We start from the raw sequence: 24,295 nt of genomic DNA on the forward strand, positions 1-24,295 counted from the left end.
AAGCGGTGGCCCAAGTGTCGAGTCAGCGGGATCCCCGCTGTGCCCACGTCTCCACAGTCCACTCCTCCTTGGATGAGTGTGTCAGCGCGGTCGACGGGCATCACCTCCGAGCCACCCGCCCCGACGTCTGGCTGTACCCAGAGCCCGCCGCGATTGGGTAGGGGACCGTTTTCGCCGGTTTCCAACATCCACGTGGGGCACGCCCTACCCGGCCCCTGCCGGTTCGCACCATCGGGCCGGCCGATCAAGCAATCCGCTGACGGCCGAAGCCCGCTCCTTGGGAAGGACCCTTAGTGAGCGACACCACCGAACTCCGAACGGACGCGGCGGTCGACAGCAAGAAAAGTGCCGACGCCTCCTCGGAGGCCGGCGAAGCCGCGTCCGCCACCCGGCCCCGCACGGCCTCGCGCGGTACCGGTCTCGCCGCCCAGAAGCTCCCCGAGCTCCAGAAGCTCGCGTCGAGCATGGGTATTACCGGCACGGGGCGCATGCGCAAGAGCGACGTGATCGCCGCGATCGAGGCCAAGTCGGGCGGCCCTGTCGGCGGCCCGGCGAAGGCCAAAACCGCAAAGAAAGCCGACACCGCGCCCAAGGCCGGTAAGGTCGAGGCAACTGACGGCCCGGCCGAAGCCCAGTCTCCCGCCCAGTCGGGCACGGACGAGGCCCCGCGCAAGAGCGCGGGAGAGCGGTCGTCGGACCAGGCCGTGACCGAGACACAGGGTGGGAAGGGCGACAAGCCCTCCCGTAGCCGCCGCTCGTCCCGCAGGCGCGGCGACGAGTCCGGTGAGCAGCCCCGCTCGGTGGACGGCACCGACTCCTCAACCTCCGCGAGCAGCGTGACCAAGACATCCAGCACCCCCCAGAAGAACGGCCCCGACTCCGAGGACCGTGACACCAGGTCCGGGCAGGGTCGCGAGCGCCAGCGCAACCGTCGCAACCGCAACCGCGGCGGTGACGACCAGAACACGAACAACAACTCCGACCGCCAGCAGGACCGCCAGCAGGGCGGCGGTGGCGGAGGCGGCCAGAACCAGGGCCGCGGCCAGGGCGGCAACAACCAGAGCGAGGACGACGACTTCGGCGGCCGCCGCCGCGGCCGCCGTCGGGACCGCCGGGACCGCCGCGGCGGACGCGGCGGGGGCCAGGAGCCGGAGCCGGTCATCAACGAGGACGACGTCCTCCTGCCGGTCGCGGGCATCCTGGACATCCTGGACAACTACGCCTTCGTCCGGACCACCGGCTACCTGCCCGGCCAGAGCGACGTCTACGTCTCGCTGGCCCAGGTGCGCAAGCACGGCCTGCGCAAGGGCGACCACATCATCGGTGCGGTCCGCCAGCCCAAGGACGGCGAGCGCCGCGAGAAGTTCAACGCGCTGGTGCGCCTGGACTCGGTCAACGGCATGTCGCCGGACCAGGCCCGCGGCCGCCAGGAGTTCTCCAAGCTCGTCCCGCTCTACCCCCAGGAGCGCCTGCGCCTGGAGACCGAGTCGAACATCCTCACCACGCGCATCATCGACCTCGTCGCGCCGATCGGTAAGGGCCAGCGCGGCCTGATCGTCTCGCCGCCCAAGGCCGGTAAGACGATGGTGATGCAGTCGATCGCCAACGCGATCACCGAGAACAACCCCGAGTGCTACCTGATGGTCATCCTCGTGGACGAGCGTCCCGAGGAAGTCACCGACATGCAGCGCACGGTCAAGGGCGAGGTCATCCACTCGACCTTCGACCGCCCGGCCGAGGACCACACGGTCGTCGCCGACCTGGCGATCGAGCGGGCCAAGCGGCTCGTGGAGATGGGTATGGACGTGGTCGTCCTGCTCGACTCCATCACCCGCCTGGGCCGTGCCTACAACCTCGCCGCCCCGGCCAGCGGACGCATCATGTCCGGTGGTGTGGACTCCACCGCCCTCTACCCGCCGAAGCGCTTCTTCGGTGCCGCCCGCAACATCGAGGGCGGCGGCTCGCTGACCATCCTGGCCACCGCACTGGTCGAGACGGGTTCGCGCGCGGACGAGGTGATCTTCGAGGAGTTCAAGGGCACCGGCAACATGGAGCTCAAGCTCAACCGGTCCCTGGCGGACAAGCGGATCTTCCCGGCCGTGGACGTGGACGCCTCCAGCACGCGTAAGGAGGAGATCCTGATGTCGCCCGAGGAACTGGGCGTCGTCTGGAAGCTCCGCCGGGTGCTGCACGCGCTGGACACGCAGCAGGCCATCGAGCTGCTCCTGGACAAGATGAAGGAGTCCAACAGCAACGCGGAGTTCCTGATGCAGATCCAGAAGACCACCGTGGGCCCCGAGCGGTAACCACGAGGCTTCCAGGGCCCCCTCCCCACCCGGGGAGGGGGCCTTTTCGTGGTACGCCCGGCATGGGCAGTTGCTTGAGGGTGAAAGTCCCTTGCGGGAGGAGATGGTGCCAACCGCGAGCCGGAGGCAACGGCGTCATCGCGAGGTGGGGTCGGAAGGAAGCCCGAGGCGAAACCCTGCACTGAGGAACACGAACCGTGTATGAGGCAGTCCGACCGGGGTGAGCCAGCCACGGATGGCGAAGCCCGTCACCGTCAAGACGGTCGGGGTGTAAACACGGCAGGCGTAGGGGGAAAGTGGCTGTTCTTATCCGGGGAGGTCTGTCTGGGTGTCGGTTTGCTGAGTTGTCGCTGCGCCGACGGGTCCGCTCGCAAGGGTGGGTCTGACCAGGCAGAAGTCAGCAGAGGCCATAGTACTGACCGGCAGGTCAGGAAGGGCTGAACGTCGAGTGGAGCAGAAGGAGGGGGCTTGCTCGGTTGGGTCGTAATGATCGCTGTAAGCCGGTCTGAGAGCCGGTCCACCGTGGGGCGGAGAGGGTGCATTCCCTCAGAGCTGCTTCATGCTGGTGCGTAGGCGGCCACGGCGCAGTTCCCAAGAGCTGGATCCATGGGTCCGGGCCTTGATGGCCGGGCCGGTCGTCGTCTGAGACGGCTTGACGAACCGCCAGGTGCGGGCCCGCATGCCTGGTGGTGTGGGAGGCGGGTCGGGTGACCCGACCCGCCTACCCGATTTCTCCGGGGCACTCGCCGGCCTGGTTTCCGTCTTCCGGAAGCCCCATGTCACCAGTATGTCTCGGATCACATTCGGGGGCTGGTGGGAGGGCTCCCGCGTGCGTAGGGTCGCGCGAACCAGAGTGCACCCCCCCCCGACCAGGGAGCCGCCTGGATGGACAACCTCGCACTACTCAGCCTTCTCGCGCTCGCCCCGATCCTGCTCGTCGGAATCCTGCTGGTCGGGTTCCGACTCCCCGCCATGTACGCGATGCCCGCCGGGTACGTCGTCGTGGTCGGGATCGCCGTCGTCTTCTGGCAGACCGACTGGATGGTCGTCGCCGCCTCCACCCTCCAGGGCCTGATCCTCGCCGCGGGCCTGCTCTACATCATCTTCGGCGCGCTGCTCCTGCTCTCGACCCTCACCAGGAGCGGTGCCGTCGCCACCATCCGCGCCACCTTCACCGACATCACCCCCGACCGCCGCGTCCAGGCGATCATCATCGGCTGGCTGTTCGGCAGCTTCATCGAGGGCGCCTCCGGGTTCGGCACCCCCGCCGCCGTGGCCGCACCCCTTCTTCTCGCCCTGGGCTTCCCCGCAATGGCCGCCGTCATGGTCGGTCTGGTCATCCAGAGCACCCCCGTCAGCTTCGGCGCCGTCGGTACCCCGATCCTGGTGGGGGTCGCCGGCGGTCTGGAGGGATCCGACCAGGTCGCCGAACGCGCCTCCGTCCTCGGGCTCACCCTGCCCGAGTTCGTCAACACCATCGGGTTCCAGACCGTGCTGCTGCACGCCGTCGCCGGGACCTTCGTCCCGCTGATCATCTGCGTCATGCTCTGTGGCTTCTACGGCGATAACCGGCGCTTCTCCGACGGTCTCGGCGTCTGGAAGTTCGCCCTGTTCAGCGCCTTCGCCATGACCATCCCGTCGATCCTGTACAACTACTTCCTCGGGGTCGAGTTCACCAGCCTCCTGGGCGGGCTCACCGGACTGGTCATCGTGGTCCTCGCCGCCCGCAGGGGCTTCCTGATGCCGAAGAAGATCTGGGACTTCCCGCCCCGGGAGGACTGGCTCGCCCGCTGGACCGGAAAGATCGAATCCGGCAACGGCGAGGAGGTGGCCGGGCGCCGTATGGGCCTGCTCCAGGCCTGGGCGCCCTACCTGCTGGTCGCCGCGGTCCTGGTGGGTACCCGCACCATCGGCCCCCTCCAGGAGTGGCTGAGCGGCATCTCCGTCGGGTCCGGCGACATCCTCGGCACCTCCGTGGCCCAGACCATCGAGCCGCTCTACTCGCCCGGCGCCACCTTCATCCTGGTCTGCCTCATCACCTACGGCCTGCACCGGATGAAGGGCCGGGAGATCCTCGCCTCCTGGAAGATGGCCGGATCCCAGTTGGCCGGGGCCGCCGTGGCCCTGCTCTTCGCCGTCCCGCTGGTCCGGGTCTTCATCAACACCGGAGCCCGGTTCGGTGACACGGCCCTGGAGAGCATGCCGCTCACCCTGGCCATCGGAGCCGCGGAGGTCGGCGGTACCAACTGGCCCCTCCTCGCCCCCTGGATCGGTGCGCTGGGCGCCTTCGTGGCGGGCTCCAACACCGTCTCCAACCTGATGTTCTCGCTCTTCCAGTTCTCCACCGCCGAGCGCATCGGCATCGCGCCGGAGACCGTCGTGGCCACCGGGGCCGTCGGCGGAGCCGCCGGGAACATGATCACGGTGCACAACATCGTGGCCGCCTCCGCCGTGGTCGGCCTGGTCGGCCGCGAGGGCGACCTCATCCGCCAGACGATCATCCCGATGACCTACTACGTACTCATGGCCGGATCGGTGAGCTACGTGTTCGTCCACGGGCTCGGAGCCAACACGGGAACGGTCGTGCTCGCGCTGCTCCTGGCCACCCTGGCCGGTCTGGTCCTGCTCATGCGCAGGGCGGACGCGAACAAGCCCCTGCCCAGCACTATGCGCGACGCGGCGGAACTGAAAGGGGGTCGGGAATAGGTACTGGTCCCGGCATGGTTGTTGGTCTGGCAAACTGGTATCAGGGAACGGCAGTCCTCCGCGCTCGCGGAGAGCACGCCGCCCTCTTACCTGGATCGCCGCGGCACCGGTTCGCGCATGGTCAACACACCGCCCCACCCCCGACGGTGGTGCGGTCGTCATGCGTCCGGCGGTCGCGCCCTGAGAAGGAGACACACATGCAGGCCGACATTCACCCCACGTACGTCCCGACCGAGGTGACCTGCACCTGCGGGGCCAAGTTCGTGACCCGCAGCACGAACCCCGAGGGCAAGGTGCGCGCCGACGTGTGCTCCGAGTGCCACCCGTTCTACACCGGCAAGCAGAAGATCCTGGACACCGGTGGCCGGGTCGCCCGCTTCGAGAAGCGCTTCGGCAAGCGCGCATAGCGCTGCCCTTCGCCCGGTGGCGCCGCCTCCCCGCGGGGGCGTGCGCGGCGCCACCGGATCAGGCGGTCCCTCACGTGGGGGAGACGACGGACAGGGCAAGCGACAAGACGGGAACGTGGGAAAGTGAAGCTGGACGACCTCCTTGGGGAGTACTACGAGCTGGAACAGCAGCTCGCCGACCCCGAGGTGCACGCCAACCAGACCAAGGCGCGCACGCTGGGCAAGCGCTACTCACAGCTCACCCCGATCATCGAGGCCTACCGTCAGCTCAAGGAGGTCGAGAACGACATCGACGCCGCCCGTGAGCTGGCCGCCGAGGACTCCTCCTTCGCGGAGGAGGCCGACCGCCTGACCGAGCAGGCCGAGCAGCTCACCGAGCGCCTGCGCGTCCTGCTCGTCCCGCGCGACCCCGCCGACGACAAGAACCTCATCATGGAGGTCAAGGCCGGCGAGGGCGGCGAGGAGTCCGCACTGTTCGCGGGCGACCTGGTCCGCATGTACCTGCGCTACGCCGAGCGACAGGGGTGGAAGACCGAGGTCATCGACGCCACCCACTCTGACCTGGGCGGGTACAAGGACATCACGATCGCCTTCAAGAACAGGGGCACCCCCGAACCCGGCGCGGGCGTGTGGCCCCAGCTCAAGTTCGAGGGCGGCGTCCACCGGGTCCAGCGCGTCCCGGTCACCGAGTCCCAGGGCCGCATCCACACCTCCGCGGCCGGGGTCCTCGTGGTCCCCGAGGCCGAGGAGGTCGAGATCGTCATCAACGCCAACGATCTGCGCATCGACGTCTACCGCTCCTCCGGGCCCGGCGGGCAGAGCGTCAACACCACCGACTCCGCGGTGCGCATCACGCACCTGCCGACCGGCATCGTGGCCTCCTGCCAGAACGAGAAGAGCCAGCTCCAGAACAAGGAGCAGGCCATGCGCATCCTGCGCGCCCGCATCTACGCCGAGGCCCAGGCCAGCGCGGACGCCGAGGCCTCCGCCGAGCGCAAGAGCCAGGTCCGTACCGTGGACCGCTCCGAGCGCGTGCGCACCTACAATTTCCCGGAGAACCGCATCTCCGACCACCGGGTCGGCTACAAGGCCTACAACCTCGACCAGGTCCTCGACGGGGAACTGGACGGGGTCGTCAAGGCGCTGGTGGACGCGGACACCAAGGAGAGGCTCGAAGCCGCGCAATCATGAACTTCCTGCTCGACGAGGTCGCTCGCGCCACGCTGAGGCTCGCGGAAGCGGGCGTGGCCTCACCACGCACGGACGCCGAGGAACTCGCGGCGTTCGTGCACGGTGTTCGTCGAGGGGAACTCCACGCCGTCGCCGACGCCGACTTCGATGCGCGCTACTGGGAGTGTGTCTCCCGCCGCGAGGCCCGCGAACCCCTCCAGCACATCACCGGGCGCGCCTACTTCCGGTACCTGGAACTCCAGGTGGGGCCGGGCGTCTTCGTGCCCAGGCCGGAGACCGAGATCATGGTCGACTGGGCGATCGAGACGCTGCGCTCCATGGACGTGGCCGACCCCCTGGTCGTGGACCTGGGCGCGGGTTCGGGCGCCATCGCGATCTCCATCGCCCAGGAGGTGCCGCGCTCGCGAGTGCACACCGTGGAGATCGACCCCGCGGCCCTGGAGTGGGCCCGCCGCAACATCGACGCCAGCGGGCACGCCGACCGTGTCACGGCCCACGAGGGCGACATGCGCACTGCGCTGCCCGAGCTCAACGGCCTCGTGGACCTGCTCATCAGCAACCCGCCCTACGTCCCCACCGACGCCGCGGGCGTGATCCCGCCCGAGGTGCGCGACTACGACCCGGCGCCCGCCCTGTGGTCCGGGGCGGACGGCCTGGACATGATCCGCGACCTGGAGGCGGTCGGCCGCAGGCTGCTGCGCCCCGGCGGGGCCATGGCCGTCGAACACCACGACGGCCAGGGCATCGACATCCCCTGGCTGTTCCCCGAGGACAAGGGCTGGCGCGACGTCCTCAACCGCAAGGACATGGCCAGGCGCGACCGCTTCGTGGTCATGCGCCGTGCCGACGGCGACGGTTAGCCGGCGCCGTGCCAGCCGAACACTCCCCATACCCACCGCTGGACCGGCAGCCGAGGCCGGTCGACCGAGATCGAGGTGAACGCAGGTGAGCCGCATCTACGACTGCGCGGACGAGACCGCCCGCAAGGACGGCATCGCCGACGCCGCGTCCGCGGTACGCCGAGGCGACCTGGTGGTGCTGCCCACGGACACCGTGTACGGAATCGGCACCGACGCCTTCAGTCCGAAGGCCGTGGCCAATCTCCTGGAGACCAAGGGTCGCGGCCGGGACATGCCGCCGCCGGTCCTGGTGGGCTCCATGCGCGCCGCCACCGCCCTCATCGACGATCTCGGCAACCACGGCCGCGACCTGATGGAGGAGTTCTGGCCCGGCCCGCTCACCCTGGTGTGCACCGCAACCCCCAGTCTGTCCTGGGACCTGGGCGACACCAAGGGCACCGTGGCCGTGCGGATGCCGATGGACCCGGTGGCCCTGGAGCTGCTCAAGGAGACCGGCCCGATGGCGGTGAGCAGCGCCAACAAGTCCGGTCAGCCCGCCGCGGTCAACGCGGGCGAGGCGATCGAGCAGCTCGGTGACGAGGACGTCGCGGTCTACCTGGACGGCGGGGAGACCGACAGCCCGGTGGCCTCCACCATCGTCGACCTCACCTACGCGGTCCCGCGGGTGCTGCGCTCCGGCGCCATCTCCATCGAGCAGCTGCGCGCGGTGTGCGGCACCGTGATCGGGGAGCTGCGCAAGGGGCGCACCAAGCCGAAGAAGGCCGAGGGGGAGGAGGACGCCGAGCAGGCGATCGAGACCACCGGAGCCGAAACGCCCGCGTCCGAGACTTCCGCGTCCGAGACTTCCGCGTCCGAGACTTCCGCATCCGGGGCATCCAAGCCTGAGGCGCCCGAAGCCGGGTCCGCGGCCACCGAACCGGAGACCGACGGGTCCCAGGGCACCGACCGCTCCGAGAGCTAGAGGGATCAGGCCGTGCGGGAGTACGCGCTCACCTTCGTCATCGCCGCCGCGGTGACCTACCTGCTGGTGCCGTTGGTGCGCCGCCTGGCTATCGCCTTCGGCGCCGCGCCCGCGGTCCGCGACCGCGACGTGCACACCGAACCCATCCCGAGGCTGGGCGGGCTGGCCATCTACGGTGGGTTCGCGGCGGCGCTGCTGATCTCCGCGCAGCTGCCGCACCTGCAGAACGTGTTCGTCGCCAAGACGTGGATCGGCCTGCTGCTGGCGGGCGGTCTCATCACCGTCATCGGGGTCATCGACGACCGGTGGGGGATGGACGCCCTCAGCAAGCTGGCCGGGCAGATCGCCGCCGCGGGCATCCTGGTCTGGCAGGGGGTACAGCTGCTGTGGCTGCCGCTCCCCGGAACCCAGCTGTCCCTGGGCCCCTGGCTCGGCGCGATGGTCTCGATCCTGCTCATCGTGGTGACCATCAACGCGGTCAACTTCGCGGACGGCCTGGACGGGCTGGCCGCGGGCATCGTCGGTATCTCGTCGCTGGCGTTCTTCGCGTACTACTACGTGGTGGCGGTCGAGCAGGGTTTCGTCCGCCAGTCCTACCCCGCGATGATCGCCATCATCCTGGCCGGTACCTGTGTGGGCTTCCTCTTCCACAACTTCCACCCGGCCCGGGTGTTCATGGGTGACACCGGCTCGATGCTGCTCGGGCTGCTGCTCACCTCCATCACCATCACGGTGACCGGGCAGTTCGACGCCAACACCGCCCGCGAGGAGTTCAACTCCTCCGGCCTGGTGGTCTTCCTGCCGATCGCGCTGCCGCTGCTGGTGATCGCGCTGCCGCTGGCCGACCTGGTCCTGGCGGTGCTGCGGCGGACGCTGTCCGGGCGGTCCCCGTTCGCCCCGGACCGGGGGCACCTGCACCACCGGCTCCTCGACATGGGCCACACGCACACCCGCGCGGTGCTGCTGATGTACCTGTGGGCCGGGATCGTCGCCTTCGCCGCGGTCTCGCTGTCCATCTTCGACTCGGCGTTCATCGTCCTGACGGTCACGGTGCTGGTGGCCACCTGTGCGGTGGGTCTCATCGCCCTGCCGCGACTGCGCCGTCGCGGGCTGTTGCCCTGGGGCAGGGAGAGGGAATCCGCGGCGAGGTCAGATCACCATCAGCCAACCGATGGATAAATGCGCGGTCACGTTCGGGACCGAGGTCCCGTCCCGGTCGTTGAATGTGCGCTGGTGTGAAGGTCGCGGCAAGTGTGGTCAAGGTGACACAAGGCCCGAAGCGGCCACAGAACGGGCCTTTCGCGAGGCGTTAAGAGCGCGTTAAGGAACCCCTGGATTTGGCACCAAAAACCTTGTGATAGCTTTCACGAGCAGGTAACCACTGAACCCCACGGAGCTTCGTCATGCAGGAACACGACGCCCGGATTCTCCGCGGCGCCGCGCTTCCAGCGGCTGTTGTCGGGGCCTTGGCCATTGCGGTCTCGGCTCTGTTCAGCGGCGCCGCCGGAGCTCTCAGCTCGGCCCTCGCGGTCGCGATCATCCTTGCCTGTTTCGGGCTCGGACAGTGGGCGGTCATCCTGGTCACCCGGCGCAACGAGGACTTGTTCCTTGCTGCGAACATGCTCGGCTTCGTCGTGAAGATGGCGGTGCTGGGAGTTCTCCTGGTGACTCTGGGCCGTAGCGCCTTCATCGCAGACCTCGACAGCAACGCCTTCGTATACAGCGCGTTGGCTGTTGTCCTGGTCTGGCTCGGGGGTCAGATGCGCGGGATCGCCAAGACCAAGATGCTGCACGTGGACCCGTCCGAAGGTTCGGGGAACACGTGATGGGGTGCCCCGCCGTGGCCCGTGGCAACGGGCGTTATAACCTGTTCCAGGTTAGGCGGGCAGCCACGTTCCAGCCCAGCCCCACATGCTATATTCCGGAGCGAGATGAGCAGCGAAGCAGCCAGGAAGACGGAAGCGGACGTGCCCTCGGTGCCACGCGAGTCCGACGGCTGGGCGCTCTTCTCCACCCTCCTCGCGGGCGTTCTCGTGTGGAGCGGGATCGGCTGGGGCCTGGATCACCTTCTGGGATTCCAAGCGCTCTTCCTGCCCATCGGGGCGGTTCTGGGCTTGGTCGGCGCGATCTGGCTGATCGTCGCCAAGACCCGCCAGGTCTGAACTCTTCCGCTAGAGCGATGGCACCACGGGTGACCGTGGTGCGTAGCTCTGCCACAACCATCAACGAGGCTTTCTTGCGTCACGACGAAAGGATTCGCCGTGAGTGCTGACGTGCGCATTCTCGCGGCCGAACCGGGTTGCCATCTTTTCAGCGGCTGCGGGTTCGAGGCCCCCACCATCGGGATGTTCTTCCCCGAACCGTGGATCACCGGCATCCCCGGTACCGCAGGTATCGACCTGTACCTGGTTCTGCTGCTGATCGCTCTCGGTGCGGTCCTGCTCCTGTGGTCGTGGTTCAGCAAGAAGCTGACCCTCGTCCCCGGGCGCAGGCAGAGCGTCGGTGAGATGTTCGTGCTGTTCATCCGGGACCAGATCACCCGGCCCACCATGGGTGCCAAGGGTGACAGCTTCATCCCGCTGATGACCGCGATCTTCAGCTTCATCCTGCTGATGAACTTCACCGGTCTGATCCCCGGTGGTCTCCCGGTCAACAGCGACCTGTCGTTCCCCGCGATGCTCGCTGGATTCATCTTCATCCTGACTCTGATCATCGGTATGAAGAGGCAGGGCGGCTGGGGCTATATCAGGAACCAGATCTTCCCCCCGGGGATGCCCAAGCCGATTTATCTGCTGGTCACCCCGATCGAGATTCTCTCCGTCTTCGTCATCCGCCCCGTGACGCACGCCCTGCGTCTGTTCGCGACCATGTTCGCGGGCAGCCTGCTGCTGGCCGTGTTCGCCTACGGCGGCTGGTACATGCTGAACATCTCTGCCGAGCCGGCCCTGGCCGCCCTGTCCGTGGTCTACTCCGGTGCCGCACTGCTCGGTTACATCCTCTTCTTCGTCTTCGAGATCCTGATCATGGTCGTCCAGGCGTTCATCTTCACGCTCCTGGCCAGCCTCTACATCAATCAGTCTCTCGAAGCCGCCCACTAAAGGACCCCTTCACCAACCCCGGCAATCCCGCCGGGAGACGGTAAAGGTGTAAAGACCCGCCCACCCCGGCGCACTGACTCATCGCACAAGCGCGACGCCGGACGTCGAGTAAAGGGAAACACCATGGACATCGCCGCTATCGAAGGCAGCATCAACACCGTCGGCTACGGCATCAGCGTCATCGGCGCCGGTATCGGTGTCGGTCTCGTGTTCGGTATGGGTATGCAGGCCATCGCCCGCCAGCCCGAGGCCCGCGGCCCGCTCCAGACCAACATCTTCCTGGGCTTCGCGCTCATCGAGGCCCTCGCCATTCTGGGCTTCGTGCTCGCGTTCGCCATCGGTTAATCGGGCATTGCCAACCGTTTTCTGATGGCAACTGACGCGAAGGAGGGCTGACCATGTTGTTGGAGCTGGCAGCCGATTACAACATTCTGCGGATCGACCCGGTTAAGGCCGCCTTCGGTGCGATCGCGCTCGCCGTGGTCTACTTCTTTGTGGCCCGCAAGGCGGTCCCCAAGGTCATGAAGGTCCTCGACGAGCGTCACGACGCCATTGAGGGCGGCATCGAGCGGGCCAAGCACGCCGAGGCCGAGGCCGAGGAGATCCGCCAGCAGTACCGCGAGAAGCTCGAAGAGTCGCACCGCGAGTACGCACAGGAACTCGAGAAGGCCAAGGAGCAGCGCGCGGCGATCATCGCCGAGGCTCGCGAGGAGGCCCAGGCCGAGGCGGCCCGCATCATCGAGTCCGCCAAGGCGCAGATCGAGGCCGACCGCCAGCAGGCCGTCGTCCAGCTGCGCGCCGAGATCGGTTCCCTGTCCACTGAGCTCGCGAGCCGCATCGTCGGTGAGACGCTCAGCGACAGCACCGCTCAGACCCGTGTGGTGGACCGGTTCCTGGAGGAGCTGGAGCAGGACGAGAGCGCGAAGCAAGCCGAGGTGCGCTGATGCGTGGTATCAGCCGTAACTCCCTGGCTGAGGCGACCCGGCGCCTGGACGAGAACGTCCTGGCGTCGGCGGACGCCTCTCAGCACGCGGTCTCGCTCGGCGGCGAACTCTTCGAGGTCGTCGCCCTGCTCGGCGGCGAGCACTCGCTGCGCCGCTGGCTCGCGGACCCGGCCAACCCGGTGGAGAAGAAGACCGGCCTGATCGGTCAGATCCTCGAGGGCAAGGTGTCGCCGTCCACGGTCATCGTGGTCAACGACGTCGTGTCCCAGCCGTGGTCGGCCCCCCGCGACATGGTGGACGCGCTGGAGCGCCTCGCGGTCTACGCGACCGTGGCCTCCGTCGAGGGCACCCGCCTGGACGAGCTCGAGGACGAACTGTTCCGCTTCCAGCGGATCGTCATCGCGCAGCCGGACCTGCGTGCGGCGCTCACCCGCGACGGCGTGGCCGCCTCGCACCAGCACTCCCTGATCGAGAACCTGCTTTCGGGCAAGGTGAGCTCCGCGACGCTGGCCCTGGTCAGCGAAGCGGTCACCCGCCCCCGGGGACGTACTCTGGAGCAGGCGCTCGACAACTTCGGGCAGCTGGTCGCCGAGCGCGCCCAGCGCTACATCGCGGTGGTGCGTAGCGCGGTTCCGCTGAGCGAGGCGCACCAGGACCGTCTTCGGACGCTCCTCCAGCGCAAGTACGGCCGCGAGATCCATCTGAACACCGAGGTCGTCCCCGAGATCGTGGGTGGACTCTCCATCCAGGTGGGCGACGAGGTCATCGACGGCACCATCGCCGGGCGCATCGCTGAGGTCCAGCGCCGTCTGGCTAGCTGACACACGCGAAAAACGCAAGGCAAGCACGCACGGCGCCAGCCCGGCGCCATTTGAGAGCAAGGACAACGTAGAGATGGCGGAGCTGACGATCCGGCCGGATGAGATCCGGGACGCGCTACAGCGCTTCGTCCAGTCGTACGAGCCTGACGCCACCCGCGCGGAAGAGGTCGGAACCGTCACCTACTCCGGTGACGGCATCGCCCGTGTCGGTGGCCTTCCCTCGGCGATGGCGAACGAGCTGCTGGAGTTCGAGGACGGCACCCTGGGCATGGCCCAGAACCTTGAGATCGGCGAGATCGGTGTCGTGGTGCTGGGTGACTTCACCGGCATCGAGGAGGGGCAGAAGGTGCGTCGCACCGGCAAGCTCCTCTCGGTCCCGGTGAGCGACAACTTCCTCGGTCGTGTGGTGGACCCCCTGGGCAACCCCATCGACGGCAAGGGTGAGATCGAGGCGACCGAGACCCGCGAACTGGAGCTCCAGGCCGCGACCGTGATGGAGCGCCAGCCGGTTCACGAGCCGCTCCAGACCGGTATCAAGTCGATCGACACCATGACCCCGGTCGGCCGCGGCCAGCGCCAGCTGGTCATCGGTGACCGGCAGACCGGTAAGACCGCGATCGGTATCGACGCGATCATCAACCAGAAGGCGAACTGGGAGACCGGTGACCCCGCGAAGCAGGTGCGCTGCATCTACGTCGCGGTCGGTCAGAAGGGCTCGACCATCGCCAGCGTGCGAGGGGCCCTCGAAGAGGCCGGCGCGATGGAGTACACCACCATCGTCGCCTCCCCGGCGTCCGACCCGGCCGGCTTCAAGTACCTCTCCCCGTACACCGGTTCGGCCCTGGGCCAGCACTGGATGTACGAGGGCAAGCACGTCCTCATCGTCTTCGACGACCTGACCAAGCAGGCCGAGGCCTACCGCGCCGTCTCCCTCCTGCTGCGCCGCCCGCCGGGCCGTGAGGCCTACCCGGGTGACGTCTTCTACCTCCACTCCCGTCTCCTGGAGCGCTGCGCGAAGCTCTCCGACGAGCTGGGTGCCGGTTCGATGACGGCCCTGCCGATCATCGAGACCAAGGCGGGCGACGTCTCGGCGTACATCCCCACCAACGTCATCTCGATCACCGACGGTCAGGTCTTCCTGAACTCGGACCTGTTCAACCAGGGCCAGCGTCCGGCGATCGACGTCGGTGTCTCCGTCTCCCGAGTCGGTGGCGCCGCGCAGACCAAGGCCACCAAGAAGGTCTCCGGCACGCTGCGTCTGGGCCTGGCCCAGTACCGCGAGCTCGAGGCGTTCTCCGCCTTCGGTTCGGACCTGGACGCCGTCTCCAAGCAGCAGCTGGAGCGCGGTGCCCGGATGATGGAGCTCCTCAAGCAGGGCCAGTACTCGCCCTTCTCCATGGAGAAGACGGTCGTCTCGATCTGGATGGGTAACACCGGCCTGATCGACGAGGTCCCGGTCGAGGACGTGCGTCGCTTCGAGGCCGACTTCCTGTCCTACCTGGACCGCGAGCACAAGGCCGTTCTCGACACCATCCGGGACAGCGGCAAGTTCGAGGACGACAGCCAGAAGACCCTGCAGGCCGCGATCGAGAAGTTCAAGCAGAGCTTCCAGACCTCGGCCGGCACCCTCCTGGGCACCGAGGCCGAGACCGAGGCGCTCGCTGAGGAGAAGGTCGGCCAGGAGACCATCAAGGTCGCCAAGGGCGGGAAGTAACCCATGGGTGCACAGCTTCGCGTCTATCGCCGGAGGATCCGTGCGACGAAGGCGACGGCGAAGATCACCCGTGCGATGGAGCTGATCGCCGCCACGCGCATCACCAAGGCGCAGCGCGCGGCCGAGGCTGCCGGTCCCTACGCACGGGAGATCACGCGGGCGGTGTCGGCCCTGGCCAGCCGGGTGACGGATCACCCGCTGCTGACCGAGGCCGAGAACCCCACCCGTGCGGCCGTCCTGGTCATCACCAGTGACAAGGGTCTGGCCGGCGCCTTCTCGACCAACGTCATCAAGGAGGCCGAGGCCCTCACCCAGCTCCTGCGGGAGCAGGGCAAGGAGGTCCTCACCTACATGGTGGGTCGCAAGGGTGCGGCGTTCTACAAGTTCCGTGACCGCCAGGTCGAGGAGTCTTGGGAAGGTTTCACCGAGCGTCCGACCTACGCGCACGCCCAGGAGATCGGCTCCGCTCTCATGGAGAGGTTCTCCCAGGACACCGCCGAGGGCGGTGTCGACGAGATCCACGTGATCTCCACGGAGTTCGTGTCGATGCTGACCCAGCGGGCCGGGGCGGTTCGCGCCCTTCCGCTGGAGGTGGAAGAGGTCGAGGCCGACGAACTCGAGGAGAGCCACGGTGGCCAGGCGCTGCCGCTCTACGAGTTCGAGCCCTCCGCGGAGGAGGTCCTGGACCAGCTGCTCCCGCAGTACGTGGTCAACCGGATCTACGCCTCCCTCCTCGAGTCCGCCGCCTCCCAGCAGGCGTCCCGTCGTGCGGCCATGAAGGCCGCGACCGACAACGCGGAAGAACTCGTCAAGAACCTGACCAGTCTGGCCAACCAGGCTCGTCAGGCCGAGATCACCAATGAGATCAGTGAGATTGTCGGCGGTGCCGATGCACTCTCTGGGTCCAGCGCGGGAAGTGAGTAAGAGAAGTGACTGCGACAGTTGAAGGTACGGCCGGCGCTGGCACCGCCACCGGCCGGATCGCCCGGGTCACCGGCCCGGTCGTCGACGTGGAGTTCCCCGTCGGCTCCCTGCCCGGCATCTACAACGCCCTGCACACCGATGTGAGCATCGGCGGCACGGAGAAGGTCGTGACCCTGGAGGTCGCCCAGCACCTGGGTGACAACCTGGTCCGCGCCATCTCCCTGGCCCCGCAGGACGGCATGGTCCGTGGCGCCGAGGTGCGCGACACCGGCGCGCCCATCAGCGTGCCCGTCGGCGACGTCGTCAAGGGCCACGTGTTCAACACCCTGGGCGAGTCCATGGACGTGCCCACGGCCGAGCTCGGTGTGACCGAGCGCTGGCCGATCCACCGCAAGGCCCCGGCCTTCGACCAGCTCGAGTCCAAGACCGAGATGATGGTCACGGGCATCAAGGTGATCGACCTCCTCACCCCGTACGTGCGCGGTGGGAAGATCGGCCTCTTCGGTGGCGCGGGTGTGGGCAAGACGGTGCTCATCCAGGAGATGATCACCCGTATCGCCCGTAACTTCGGTGGTGTGTCCGTGTTCGCCGGTGTCGGTGAGCGCACCCGTGAGGGTACGGACCTCTTCCTGGAGATGGACGAGATGGGCGTCCTCCCGGACACCGCGCTCGTCTTCGGCCAGATGGACGAGCCCCCGGGCACCCGTCTGCGCGTGGCGCTCTCGGCTCTGACGATGGCGGAGTACTTCCGTGACGTCCAGGGCCAGGACGTGCTGCTCTTCATCGACAACATCTTCCGTTTCACCCAGGCGGGTATGGAGGTCTCCACGCTGCTGGGCCGTATGCCCTCGGCCGTGGGTTACCAGCCCAACCTGGCTGACGAGATGGGTCAGCTCCAGGAGCGGATCACCTCGACGCGTGGTCACTCGATCACCTCGATGCAGGCGATCTACGTCCCCGCGGACGACTACACCGACCCGGCTCCGGCGACCACCTTCGCCCACCTGGACGCGACGACCGAGCTCTCCCGCCCGATCTCGCAGAAGGGCATCTACCCGGCGGTCGACCCGCTGGCCTCCACCTCCCGTATCCTCGACCCGCAGTACGTGGGCGAGGAGCACTACCAGGTGGCCCAGCGCGTCAAGGAGATCCTGCAGCGCAACAACGACCTGCAGGACCAGATCGCCATTCTGGGTATGGACGAGCTGTCCGAAGAGGACAAGATCATCGTCAACCGGGCCCGTCGCCTGGAGCGCTTCCTGTCCCAGAACATGTTCGTGGCGGAGAAGTTCACCGGCACCCCGGGTGTGTTCGTGCCCCTCGAGGAGACCATCGCGTCCTTCAAGGGTCTGTGCGACGGCGAGTACGACCACCTTCCCGAGCAGGCCTTCCTCGACGTCGGCAACATCGACATGGTCGTGGAGAAGGCCAAGAAGCTGCAGGAAGGCTAGGACTGCGCGTCAATGCCCCCGCACCGCGCGGCTGACCGACAGGGTCGGCCGCCCGGTCGGGGGTGACGGGCGGGTCTAGTTCTCGGGCGGGGCCGAGTATCGGTTCGTACTCGGCCCCGCCGAACCCACCCGCTAGCCGAGGAGTTTGTGGCAGTGTCGAAGAAGCTTTTCGTCGAGATCGTCTCTCCGGACCGTGAGGTCTGGGCGGGCGAGGGCGACATGGTCATCGCGAAGACCGTCGAGGGCGAGATGGGCGTTCAGCCCGGGCACGTCCCGGTGCTGTCGCTTCTGGCCGAGGACGCGGTCGTTCGCGTTCTGGGCGCGCGTGAGACCGGAGAGATCCGGGCCGCCGCGCACGGCGGGTTCATCTCGGTTTCGGGTGAGGGTCGGATCTCCATCCTCGCCGAGACCGCGGAGCTCGCCGAGGACATCGATGTGGACCGTGCGCGCGAGGCGCTGAAGGGTGCGGGCGAGTCGGGCGACAGCCAGGCCGCGGCCCGTGCGCGCAGCCGCCTGCGTGCCATCGGCGAGGAAGTCGCCTAGCGAAGCCGGGAGGCACGGGACGTGGGTGTGGAACCGCTTCAGGGAATGCCGTGGTTGGAGTCCTTGTGGTGGGTGGTCATCGCCCTGCTCGTCACCCTCTTTCTGGTGCTGGGCGCCGGTGTGATGCGACGGTTCGTGCTGCTGCGCAGCGGCGGTGCCGTCGAGTGTTACCTGCGTGTACGCGGGGGGAAAGGGCGTCGGGGCTCCTGGCGGATCGGCTTCGGCCGGTACGGTTCGGATGCCTTCGGCTGGTTCCCGATCCTCTCGCTCAGACCGCGGCCGACAGCGAGGCTGTCGCGCCGCGGTCTTGTCGTTGTGGGGCGCCGTTCCCCGGGTCCGGGCGACGTTCACCTGCCCGCGGACGCGAACCTGCCCGCGCACGTCACGGTCCTGGAGATCGGCTGGACGGCCGCGGACGGCAGCGACCCCGAGGAGGCGACCCACGAGGTCGCCATGGGCGAGAGCGCTCTCACCGGGTTCCTGTCCTGGATCGAGTCGATGCCCCCGGGGACCCGCTGGGAGGCCTGATCCGGGGCTGCGGCCTGGAGTGTCGGACCCGCCGGGCGCGGCGGTTCACAGGGGCGCGCCCGGTGTGTTTGCATGGGCCCATGAGTACCATCGTGGCTTTCTCCGTTTCCCCGCTCGGCTCCGGCGAGTCCGTCGCCCCGGCCGTGGCCCGTGCCGTCAAGGTCGTGCGCGAGAGTGGTCTGCCCAACGAGACCTCGGCCATGTTCACCACCGTCGAGGGTGAGTGGGACGAGGTCATGGACGTGGTCAAGCGAGCTGTCCAGGCTGCGGGCGAGGGCGCGTCCAGGGTGAGTGCGACCCTGAAGGTGGATGTCCGCGAGGGCGTCACCGACGGCCTGCACAGCAAGGTGGAGGCCGTCGAGCGCGAACTCGACAGCCTCCAGTAGCTCCTCGGCTGCGTTCTCGGCCGACTTCTCAGCGGACCAGCAAGGGGCCGTACCCGTGCTCGGGTGCGGCCCTCACCGCTCGCTGTTCGGGGGCGGGCCCGCAGAGCGCCCTACCGCTCGCCGCCGGGCTTCCACAGGATCTCGTCGCCGTCCTCGGCGACGTAGCGGCCCAGGATGAACAGCAGGTCGGAGAGACGGTTCAGGTACTGCGCGGTGAGCGGGTTGACGCTGTCCCCGTGCTCCTCGATCGCGGCCCAGACCGCGCGCTCGGCGCGGCGGACCACGATGCGGGCGGTGTGCACGAGGGCGACGGTCGGGGAGCCGCCGGGCAGGATGAAGCTGCGCAGGGTCGGCAGGTCCGCGTTGTAGGTGTCGCAGGCCTCCTCCAGGCGCGTGACGTACTCCGGCAGGACGCGCAGCGGCGGGTACTCGGGGTCGGGCACGATCGGGGTGGACAGGTCCGCGCCGAGGTCGAAGAGTTCGTTCTGGACGCGCCGCAGCAGCGCGCTCACGTCCTCGGGGAGCTCGCCCAGGGCCAGCGCGACACCGATGGCGGCGTTGGCCTCCTCGGTGTCCGCGTAGCCGATGAGGCGGGTGTCGTTCTTCGAGGTCCTGCTCATGTCGCCGAGCGCCGTCGTTCCGGCGTCACCGGTGCGCGTGTAGATCTTCGACAGCACTACCGGCTTGTCCGTGTCCCTTTTGGTCATGCCCTCACCCTAGAGCGTGTTTTCGAGGGCCCTGTGCGGGCGAGGTCGCAGCCGCTCTGAACTCGACTGTGTCACGGAGGATAACTGTTCAGTATCAGGGGGTGAAGGTGACCTGTGCCACTGATACCTTATGGAACAAGGGAGCTACACACAGTAGTTGCCAGCGGTGTTGATGCATGGACACCCGGACGGAACTGAGGGGGGACGTCCGGGAAGGGCCTGCGAGGGGGAGACACCGCGTGATGAGGGCGGCGTGGAACCGGGGGGTTCACGCCGCCCTCACACCTTTTTCGGGGCTTCACGTCACGGCTGGCCGTGAGCGCGTGGGCGGACTAGCGGAGCCAGGCGTCGCCCTTGCGGGGCAGGTCCACCTGGACCGCGGACAGGCTCAGCACGCCGTTGACCGGCAGGGTGCTCTCGGCGAAGAACTCCACGCCGTGCGCGCCCGCGGCCGACAGCTCGGCCACCGAGTCCCAGTTGATGTTCTCCATCGTGTCCTCGGGTGTGTGGTAGTACGGGTCGAACATCTCGCCCGCGGTACCGCCGTACCACTCGACCTGCTCCTCGGACTTGATGCCGTCGGCGCCGCTGAACAGACCGCCGGAGGGCACACCGGCCTGCATGAAGGCGAAGTAGTCGCTGCGGCCGCTGAGCACGCCGGGTTCGCTGACCTGGCCCTGATCCTCGAAGTAGTCCTCGAAGACCTTGGCGATCGCGCCGGAGCCGGACGGAGCACCGCCTGAGCCCGGCAGCTCCATCCGGCCGTCGAGCACGAAGCGGCCGTAGTTGTGCGAGCCGATCATGTCGAAGTTGAGGTAGAGCGCGATGTCGTCGAGCTCGCCCTCGGTCAGATCGGCCACGTACTCGTTGGAGCCGACCAGACCGGACTCCTCGGTGCCCCAGAAGGCGAAGCGGACCTTGTTGTTCGGGTCCTCCTGCTTGGCCAGCTGGATGGCCGTCTCCAGCAGGAAGGCCGAGCCGCTGCCGTTGTCGTTGATGCCCGGGCCCTCCTCGACGCTGTCGAGGTGGCCGCCCACGACCACCACGTTGTCGGCACGGCCGCCGGGGGTCTCGGCGAGGATGCTGTAGGAGCTCTCCACGTTGACCTCGGAGTCCACCTCGATCTTGAGGCGCAGGTGGCGGGTGAGCGAGGCGAGCTCCTCACCGAGGACCCCGGAGACACCGATCGCCGGGATGTCGGACAGCTCGCTCACGGTACCGAGGAAGACCTCGTCCTCGTTGTTGAAGACCAGGGCGGCCGAGGCTCCGGCGTCGGCGGCGTTCTGGACCTTCTCCCCGAAGGGGCAGCTACCGCGCTTGATCAGGGCGATGTTGCCCTCGGGGAAGTCGGCGAACTGTTCGGCGGCGCAGCCGCTGTCCCCGGCCTCGGGGTTGACCGCGGTCACCTTGTTGCCGCGGACGCTGCCCGCCCCGGAGTAGGACATGGTCTCGAAGTGTTCCCCGAGTTCGTAGTCGATCTTCTCCGGGGTGGTCTGGGAGAGCACCGCGGGGGAGTTCTCCCGCCAGGCCTCGTAGTCGTACTCGTGGCGGTAGGGCTCGTACCCGGCCCGCTTGAGCTGGTCCTCGACGTACAGCGCGGCCACGTCGTAGCCGGGGGTGTTGGTGGCTCTGTTGCCGCCGTTGTACTCGGCGATGGTGTTGAGGTTGGCCAGGTGCGCCTCGATGGCCTCGGCGGTCACCAGGTCGGGCAGTGGGACCTCGTCGGCGTGGGCCGGGGAGGCCGCCAGGGCGCCCGCGGTCATCAGCAGGGCCGCGAGCCCGGCGGTGACGGCGGTGCGCCGCCTGGTGGGGGAAGAACCCGCTTTCTCGGGCGGGTTCCCAGGGTTGCTCGGATGCACGATCTTCCTCCGGTTCACGGGGGTCCATCGCTCCGTGGTGTTGGGGGATGGACGCCTGGGGTGGGCGAGATACCGGAGAAGCCTCGCAGGAGGCCGGGGCCGCGGCAAGGGATGGCACGGGACATTGCCACAATCAGCCATGGGCCTTACGTAAAGGTGTGCAATGTGATTGGATGAACGGCCAGAAGCGCACAGAACGTCTTATGTGCCTGAGTTGTGGCGCCTTGGCGATTTCCGATGGTTGCGCCCTAGTCGTCCTCGTCCTGCTGCTGGTGCTTGCGCGCCCGGTACTCGACCACGACCCCGCCCATCATCGCGAGACCGCGGATGTGCACGACCGGTGCGTCCGGGTCCACCACGCTCGGGGTGTTCCCGTCGATGCCGAAACCGCCCATGATCGGCAGCCCGTGCACGCGCACCTGGATGTCGTCGGGCACGACGATCCCCAGGCCGCCCATGACCACACCGACCCAGATGGTGGTCTCGCGCTCGGTGAACCGGGCCTCGCGCAGGTCGATCTCGGCACCGCCCATCACCGCGAGGGAGATGAACCGCTTGGGCACGATCCAGTTCCCGGAGCGGTCGGCACCGCCCATGACGACGATGGCGCTGTGGCTGGTGGGGCGCTCGTTGACGATCCGGCTCGCGCCGTACACCGGGCGGGGCGAGCGGAAGTCCGAGGGCGCGGGGGCACGTGTGGGCGTCGAGCCGGTGTCCGGCAGGTCCTCGGTGATCGGGACGAGCTCACCGACGGTCTTGGCGCGGTAGACCGCGTCCAACCGGTCACTGTGCTCGTCGGGGTCCAGGCGGCCCTCGGCCAGGGCTTCCCGGAGCAGGTGCGCGACGGTGTCACGGTCGGCGTCGGAGGCGCGCATCCGACCGTTACCGCCTTCTTGGGGGGTGAGCTCGCTCATCGGTTCCACCATATTCTGATTCTTCACCAAGGAGCAGGATCCGGACATCGGGGAAGTCCCCCAACCGACCCCTACTTCTCCGGGAGCAGTCCCCGGCGGATCGCCTGGGAGACCGCGGAGGTCCGGTCACCCACACCCAGTTTTTCGTACACCCGCATCAGATGCGTCTTGACCGTCGTCGCGCTGATGTGCAGGGCCCGGCCGATCGCCGCGTTCGTGAGCCCGTCCGCGGCCAGCCGCAGCACCTCCACCTCGCGCGGGGAGAGCGCGGGCCCCTCGGGCTCGGTGCGCTGCCGTACTCCGGTGAGCAGCTTGCCCGCCAACCGGCCGCTGAGCACCGTCTCGCCGCGCGCCGCCGAACGCACCGCGTCGGCCAGCTCGGCCCGCGGGGTGTCCTTGAGCAGGTAGCCGGTGGCACCCGCCTCGACCGCGCGCAGGATGTCGGTGTCGGTGTCGTAGGTGGTCAGGACCAGCACGTGGACACCCGGGTGCTCGGCGCGGATGCGTTCGGTGGCCTCGGCGCCGTCACCGCCGGGCATGCGCAGGTCCATCAGGACCACGTCGGGGGCCAGGGCCGCCACCCGGACCACCGCCTCGGGGCCCGAACCGGCGTCACCGACGATGTCCAGGTCGGGTTCGGCGCTGAGCATGCCGCGAATGCCCTCGCGGACCACGGGATGGTCGTCCACCAGCAGGACACGGATCATGACACGTTTTCCTCTCGGGCCTCGCGGGTCTGTTCGTGGTGCGCGGCCCCGTCGGCGCCATGGGTCCCGTCCTCACCCTCGGAGTCCTCGTGGGGCAGGGCCAGGCGGACGGTGGTGCCGCCGCCGGGTGCGGAGCTGATCTCCAGGACACCGCCCACGCTCTCGGCGCGGTGGCGCATGTTGGCCAGGCCGTTGCCGTGGGCCGGCCCCGCGAAGTCGAATCCGACCCCGTCGTCCTCGACGGTCAGGCGCACGCCGACGTCGGTGTAGGCGAGTACGACCCGGGCGTTGTCGGCCCCCGAGTGCTTGCGGACGTTGGCCAGGGCCTCCTGAGCGGTACGCAGCAGGCAGATCTGGAGATCGTTGGGAAGTGTCTCAGGGGTGCCGGAGACCTCGGCGGCCACGGAGATACCGAGTTCGCGGCCGAGGCGTTCGGAGATGCGTCGGATCGAGGCGTCCAGGCCGCCGCTGTCCAGCCGGACCGGCTGGCGGGCGGCCACCATCGCGCGGGTCTCGGCGAGGTTCTCCGCGGCGGTCTCGCGCATCAGCGCCAAGTGGCGGCGGGCGGTCCCGGGGGCGCTGTCCAGCTCCGACTCCACAGCCTGGGTGAGGGTGATGATGCTGGTGAAGCCCTGGGCGAGGGTGTCGTGCATCTCCCGGGCCAGGTGTTCGCGCTCGGCCAGCGCCCCCGCCTCCTGGGACAGGCGGGAGACCTCCTCGCGGCTGCGTTGCAACGCCTCTATGAGCTCGTACCGTTCGGCGCTCTGCACCACGATCCGCTCGATCCAGGTACCGAACCACAGCGCGTAGCCGAGGATCGCGCCGTTGATCAGCAGGCCGACCCCTACCTGATCCCAGCTCTCCCGGCCCTGGAGACCGGAAACCAGGTTGGGCAGGATCAGGATCGCTCCCACCGCGGGGACGGCGAGCAGGCTGCCCACCGTCATGAAGCAGACCGGGGCGATCGCGACCAGGGAGAGGACCAGAGTCGGGTTGATGATCACCGCGGGCAGGGTGGGCAACAGGATCAGAGCTACCAGAACCAGCGAGTGACCCCTGCCCGGGTAATCCTTCTCCGGGCTGACCAGCGGTTTGGCGAAGACGAAGTAGACAGCCACGACGGAGCTCAGCAGCGCTGCGGTCAGCCACCGCCACTGTTCCGGGCCGGTGAGCAGCGCCAGCGCCACCATGGCCGCCATGATGGCGCTGAAGGCCACGTGCCACCAGCCGCCCAAGGCCCATGCGTGCCGCTCCTGGTCCGTCATCGT

The 24,295-nt window shown here is 68.2% G+C and carries 24 protein-coding genes; 19 read left to right on the top strand and 5 right to left on the bottom strand.

Annotated elements, in window-relative coordinates; translation table 11 throughout:
• The first annotated feature begins 293 nt into the window (after positions 1 to 293).
• The 19 genes from rho (at position 294) to NE857_RS07950 (ending at position 18,840) form a co-directional block, all read left to right on the top strand.
• Positions 294 to 2,306, top strand: a complete 2,013-nt coding sequence (gene rho / locus NE857_RS07860; protein ID WP_184370360.1) for a transcription termination factor Rho — start codon at positions 294 to 296, stop codon at positions 2,304 to 2,306.
• 885 nt (positions 2,307 to 3,191) lie between these two features.
• Complete coding sequence (locus NE857_RS07865) at positions 3,192 to 5,012, top strand: L-lactate permease (protein ID WP_184370371.1); 1,821 nt, start codon at positions 3,192 to 3,194, stop codon at positions 5,010 to 5,012.
• Positions 5,013 to 5,209: 197 nt separating this feature from the next.
• On the top strand, positions 5,210 to 5,419 hold the full coding sequence (rpmE, locus tag NE857_RS07870; protein ID WP_254420390.1) for a 50S ribosomal protein L31: 210 nt from the start codon (positions 5,210 to 5,212) through the stop codon (positions 5,417 to 5,419).
• A gap of 123 nt (positions 5,420 to 5,542) precedes the next feature.
• Complete coding sequence (gene prfA, locus NE857_RS07875) at positions 5,543 to 6,610, top strand: peptide chain release factor 1 (RefSeq protein WP_017580858.1); 1,068 nt, start codon at positions 5,543 to 5,545, stop codon at positions 6,608 to 6,610.
• Entirely contained in the window at positions 6,607 to 7,470 is an 864-nt protein-coding gene (gene prmC, locus NE857_RS07880; RefSeq protein WP_254420391.1) for a peptide chain release factor N(5)-glutamine methyltransferase, read from the top strand. The genes prfA and prmC overlap by 4 nt, the downstream gene beginning before the upstream one ends.
• Positions 7,471 to 7,555: 85 nt before the next feature.
• Positions 7,556 to 8,431: an L-threonylcarbamoyladenylate synthase gene (locus NE857_RS07885; RefSeq protein ID WP_254420392.1), complete on the top strand. Its 876-nt coding sequence runs from the start codon at positions 7,556 to 7,558 to the stop codon at positions 8,429 to 8,431.
• A 12-nt stretch (positions 8,432 to 8,443) separates the two neighbouring features.
• Complete coding sequence (locus NE857_RS07890; protein ID WP_254420393.1) at positions 8,444 to 9,610, top strand: MraY family glycosyltransferase; 1,167 nt, start codon at positions 8,444 to 8,446, stop codon at positions 9,608 to 9,610.
• 224 nt (positions 9,611 to 9,834) lie between these two features.
• Positions 9,835 to 10,257 carry a hypothetical protein gene (locus tag NE857_RS07895; protein WP_254420394.1) on the top strand — a complete coding sequence of 141 codons (423 nt, stop codon included), beginning with the start codon at positions 9,835 to 9,837 and terminating at the stop codon, positions 10,255 to 10,257.
• Positions 10,258 to 10,362: 105 nt separating this feature from the next.
• Positions 10,363 to 10,593, top strand: a complete 231-nt coding sequence (locus NE857_RS07900; protein ID WP_184370390.1) for an AtpZ/AtpI family protein — start codon at positions 10,363 to 10,365, stop codon at positions 10,591 to 10,593.
• Between the two features lie 111 nt (positions 10,594 to 10,704).
• Positions 10,705 to 11,529, top strand: coding sequence for a F0F1 ATP synthase subunit A (gene atpB, locus NE857_RS07905; protein WP_184373021.1), 825 nt, complete (start codon positions 10,705 to 10,707; stop codon positions 11,527 to 11,529).
• A gap of 123 nt (positions 11,530 to 11,652) precedes the next feature.
• The gene (gene atpE / locus NE857_RS07910; protein WP_184370394.1) at positions 11,653 to 11,874 is read left to right on the top strand and encodes an ATP synthase F0 subunit C; all 222 of its coding nucleotides are present in this window, start codon (positions 11,653 to 11,655) and stop codon (positions 11,872 to 11,874) included.
• Positions 11,875 to 11,930: 56 nt separating this feature from the next.
• Complete coding sequence (atpF, locus tag NE857_RS07915) at positions 11,931 to 12,473, top strand: F0F1 ATP synthase subunit B (protein WP_254421913.1); 543 nt, start codon at positions 11,931 to 11,933, stop codon at positions 12,471 to 12,473.
• Positions 12,473 to 13,294 (top strand): F0F1 ATP synthase subunit delta, encoded by an 822-nt coding sequence (locus NE857_RS07920; RefSeq protein ID WP_017580867.1) that lies wholly within the window; start codon positions 12,473 to 12,475, stop codon positions 13,292 to 13,294. Before atpF ends, NE857_RS07920 begins: the two co-directional genes overlap by 1 nt.
• 73 nt (positions 13,295 to 13,367) lie before the next feature.
• Complete coding sequence (gene atpA / locus NE857_RS07925; protein ID WP_254420395.1) at positions 13,368 to 15,008, top strand: F0F1 ATP synthase subunit alpha; 1,641 nt, start codon at positions 13,368 to 13,370, stop codon at positions 15,006 to 15,008.
• A 3-nt stretch (positions 15,009 to 15,011) separates the two neighbouring features.
• Positions 15,012 to 15,932: a F0F1 ATP synthase subunit gamma gene (locus NE857_RS07930; RefSeq protein ID WP_254420396.1), complete on the top strand. Its 921-nt coding sequence runs from the start codon at positions 15,012 to 15,014 to the stop codon at positions 15,930 to 15,932.
• A gap of 5 nt (positions 15,933 to 15,937) precedes the next feature.
• Positions 15,938 to 17,383 (top strand): F0F1 ATP synthase subunit beta, encoded by a 1,446-nt coding sequence (atpD, locus tag NE857_RS07935; protein ID WP_017546083.1) that lies wholly within the window; start codon positions 15,938 to 15,940, stop codon positions 17,381 to 17,383.
• Between the two features lie 153 nt (positions 17,384 to 17,536).
• Entirely contained in the window at positions 17,537 to 17,926 is a 390-nt protein-coding gene (locus tag NE857_RS07940; protein WP_254420397.1) for a F0F1 ATP synthase subunit epsilon, read from the top strand.
• Between the two features lie 45 nt (positions 17,927 to 17,971).
• Complete coding sequence (locus NE857_RS07945) at positions 17,972 to 18,454, top strand: DUF2550 domain-containing protein (protein ID WP_254421914.1); 483 nt, start codon at positions 17,972 to 17,974, stop codon at positions 18,452 to 18,454.
• An 80-nt stretch (positions 18,455 to 18,534) separates the two neighbouring features.
• On the top strand, positions 18,535 to 18,840 hold the full coding sequence (locus tag NE857_RS07950; protein WP_254420398.1) for an MTH1187 family thiamine-binding protein: 306 nt from the start codon (positions 18,535 to 18,537) through the stop codon (positions 18,838 to 18,840).
• A gap of 110 nt (positions 18,841 to 18,950) precedes the next feature.
• Here NE857_RS07950 and NE857_RS07955 read toward each other — a convergent pair whose 3' ends face one another.
• The 5 genes from NE857_RS07955 to NE857_RS07975 form a co-directional block, all read right to left on the bottom strand.
• Positions 18,951 to 19,547 (bottom strand): cob(I)yrinic acid a,c-diamide adenosyltransferase, encoded by a 597-nt coding sequence (locus tag NE857_RS07955; protein ID WP_017580874.1) that lies wholly within the window; start codon positions 19,545 to 19,547, stop codon positions 18,951 to 18,953.
• 332 nt (positions 19,548 to 19,879) lie between these two features.
• Complete coding sequence (locus NE857_RS07960; RefSeq protein ID WP_254420399.1) at positions 19,880 to 21,406, bottom strand: M28 family peptidase; 1,527 nt, start codon at positions 21,404 to 21,406, stop codon at positions 19,880 to 19,882.
• A 248-nt stretch (positions 21,407 to 21,654) separates the two neighbouring features.
• A complete protein-coding gene (locus NE857_RS07965) occupies positions 21,655 to 22,332 on the bottom strand; it encodes a DUF1707 SHOCT-like domain-containing protein (RefSeq protein ID WP_254420400.1) in 678 nt (225 codons plus the stop codon).
• A 59-nt stretch (positions 22,333 to 22,391) separates the two neighbouring features.
• Positions 22,392 to 23,027 carry a response regulator gene (locus NE857_RS07970; RefSeq protein ID WP_254420401.1) on the bottom strand — a complete coding sequence of 212 codons (636 nt, stop codon included), beginning with the start codon at positions 23,025 to 23,027 and terminating at the stop codon, positions 22,392 to 22,394.
• The gene (locus tag NE857_RS07975; protein ID WP_254420402.1) at positions 23,024 to 24,292 is read right to left on the bottom strand and encodes a sensor histidine kinase; all 1,269 of its coding nucleotides are present in this window, start codon (positions 24,290 to 24,292) and stop codon (positions 23,024 to 23,026) included. Before NE857_RS07975 ends, NE857_RS07970 begins: the two co-directional genes overlap by 4 nt.
• Positions 24,293 to 24,295 lie beyond the last annotated feature (3 nt).

Source organism: Nocardiopsis exhalans (genome assembly GCF_024134545.1).
GTDB lineage: Bacteria > Actinomycetota > Actinomycetes > Streptosporangiales > Streptosporangiaceae > Nocardiopsis > Nocardiopsis exhalans.

What these genes read in the sequence shown, in the direction of transcription:
- NE857_RS07955 (WP_017580874.1), bottom strand. Translation starts at nt 19,547, where the DNA reads ATGACCAAAAGGGACACGGACAAGCCGGTAGTGCTGTCGAAGATCTAC.
- NE857_RS07920 (WP_017580867.1), top strand. Translation starts at nt 12,473, where the DNA reads ATGCGTGGTATCAGCCGTAACTCCCTGGCTGAGGCGACCCGGCGCCTG.
- atpA (WP_254420395.1), top strand. Translation starts at nt 13,368, where the DNA reads ATGGCGGAGCTGACGATCCGGCCGGATGAGATCCGGGACGCGCTACAG.
- NE857_RS07970 (WP_254420401.1), bottom strand. Translation starts at nt 23,027, where the DNA reads ATGATCCGTGTCCTGCTGGTGGACGACCATCCCGTGGTCCGCGAGGGC.
- NE857_RS07895 (WP_254420394.1), top strand. Translation starts at nt 9,835, where the DNA reads ATGCAGGAACACGACGCCCGGATTCTCCGCGGCGCCGCGCTTCCAGCG.
- atpE (WP_184370394.1), top strand. Translation starts at nt 11,653, where the DNA reads ATGGACATCGCCGCTATCGAAGGCAGCATCAACACCGTCGGCTACGGC.
- NE857_RS07950 (WP_254420398.1), top strand. Translation starts at nt 18,535, where the DNA reads ATGAGTACCATCGTGGCTTTCTCCGTTTCCCCGCTCGGCTCCGGCGAG.
- NE857_RS07930 (WP_254420396.1), top strand. Translation starts at nt 15,012, where the DNA reads ATGGGTGCACAGCTTCGCGTCTATCGCCGGAGGATCCGTGCGACGAAG.
- NE857_RS07865 (WP_184370371.1), top strand. Translation starts at nt 3,192, where the DNA reads ATGGACAACCTCGCACTACTCAGCCTTCTCGCGCTCGCCCCGATCCTG.
- prmC (WP_254420391.1), top strand. Translation starts at nt 6,607, where the DNA reads ATGAACTTCCTGCTCGACGAGGTCGCTCGCGCCACGCTGAGGCTCGCG.
- NE857_RS07945 (WP_254421914.1), top strand. Translation starts at nt 17,972, where the DNA reads ATGCCGTGGTTGGAGTCCTTGTGGTGGGTGGTCATCGCCCTGCTCGTC.
- NE857_RS07965 (WP_254420400.1), bottom strand. Translation starts at nt 22,332, where the DNA reads ATGGTGGAACCGATGAGCGAGCTCACCCCCCAAGAAGGCGGTAACGGT.
- NE857_RS07900 (WP_184370390.1), top strand. Translation starts at nt 10,363, where the DNA reads ATGAGCAGCGAAGCAGCCAGGAAGACGGAAGCGGACGTGCCCTCGGTG.
- NE857_RS07975 (WP_254420402.1), bottom strand. Translation starts at nt 24,292, where the DNA reads ATGACGGACCAGGAGCGGCACGCATGGGCCTTGGGCGGCTGGTGGCAC.
- rpmE (WP_254420390.1), top strand. Translation starts at nt 5,210, where the DNA reads ATGCAGGCCGACATTCACCCCACGTACGTCCCGACCGAGGTGACCTGC.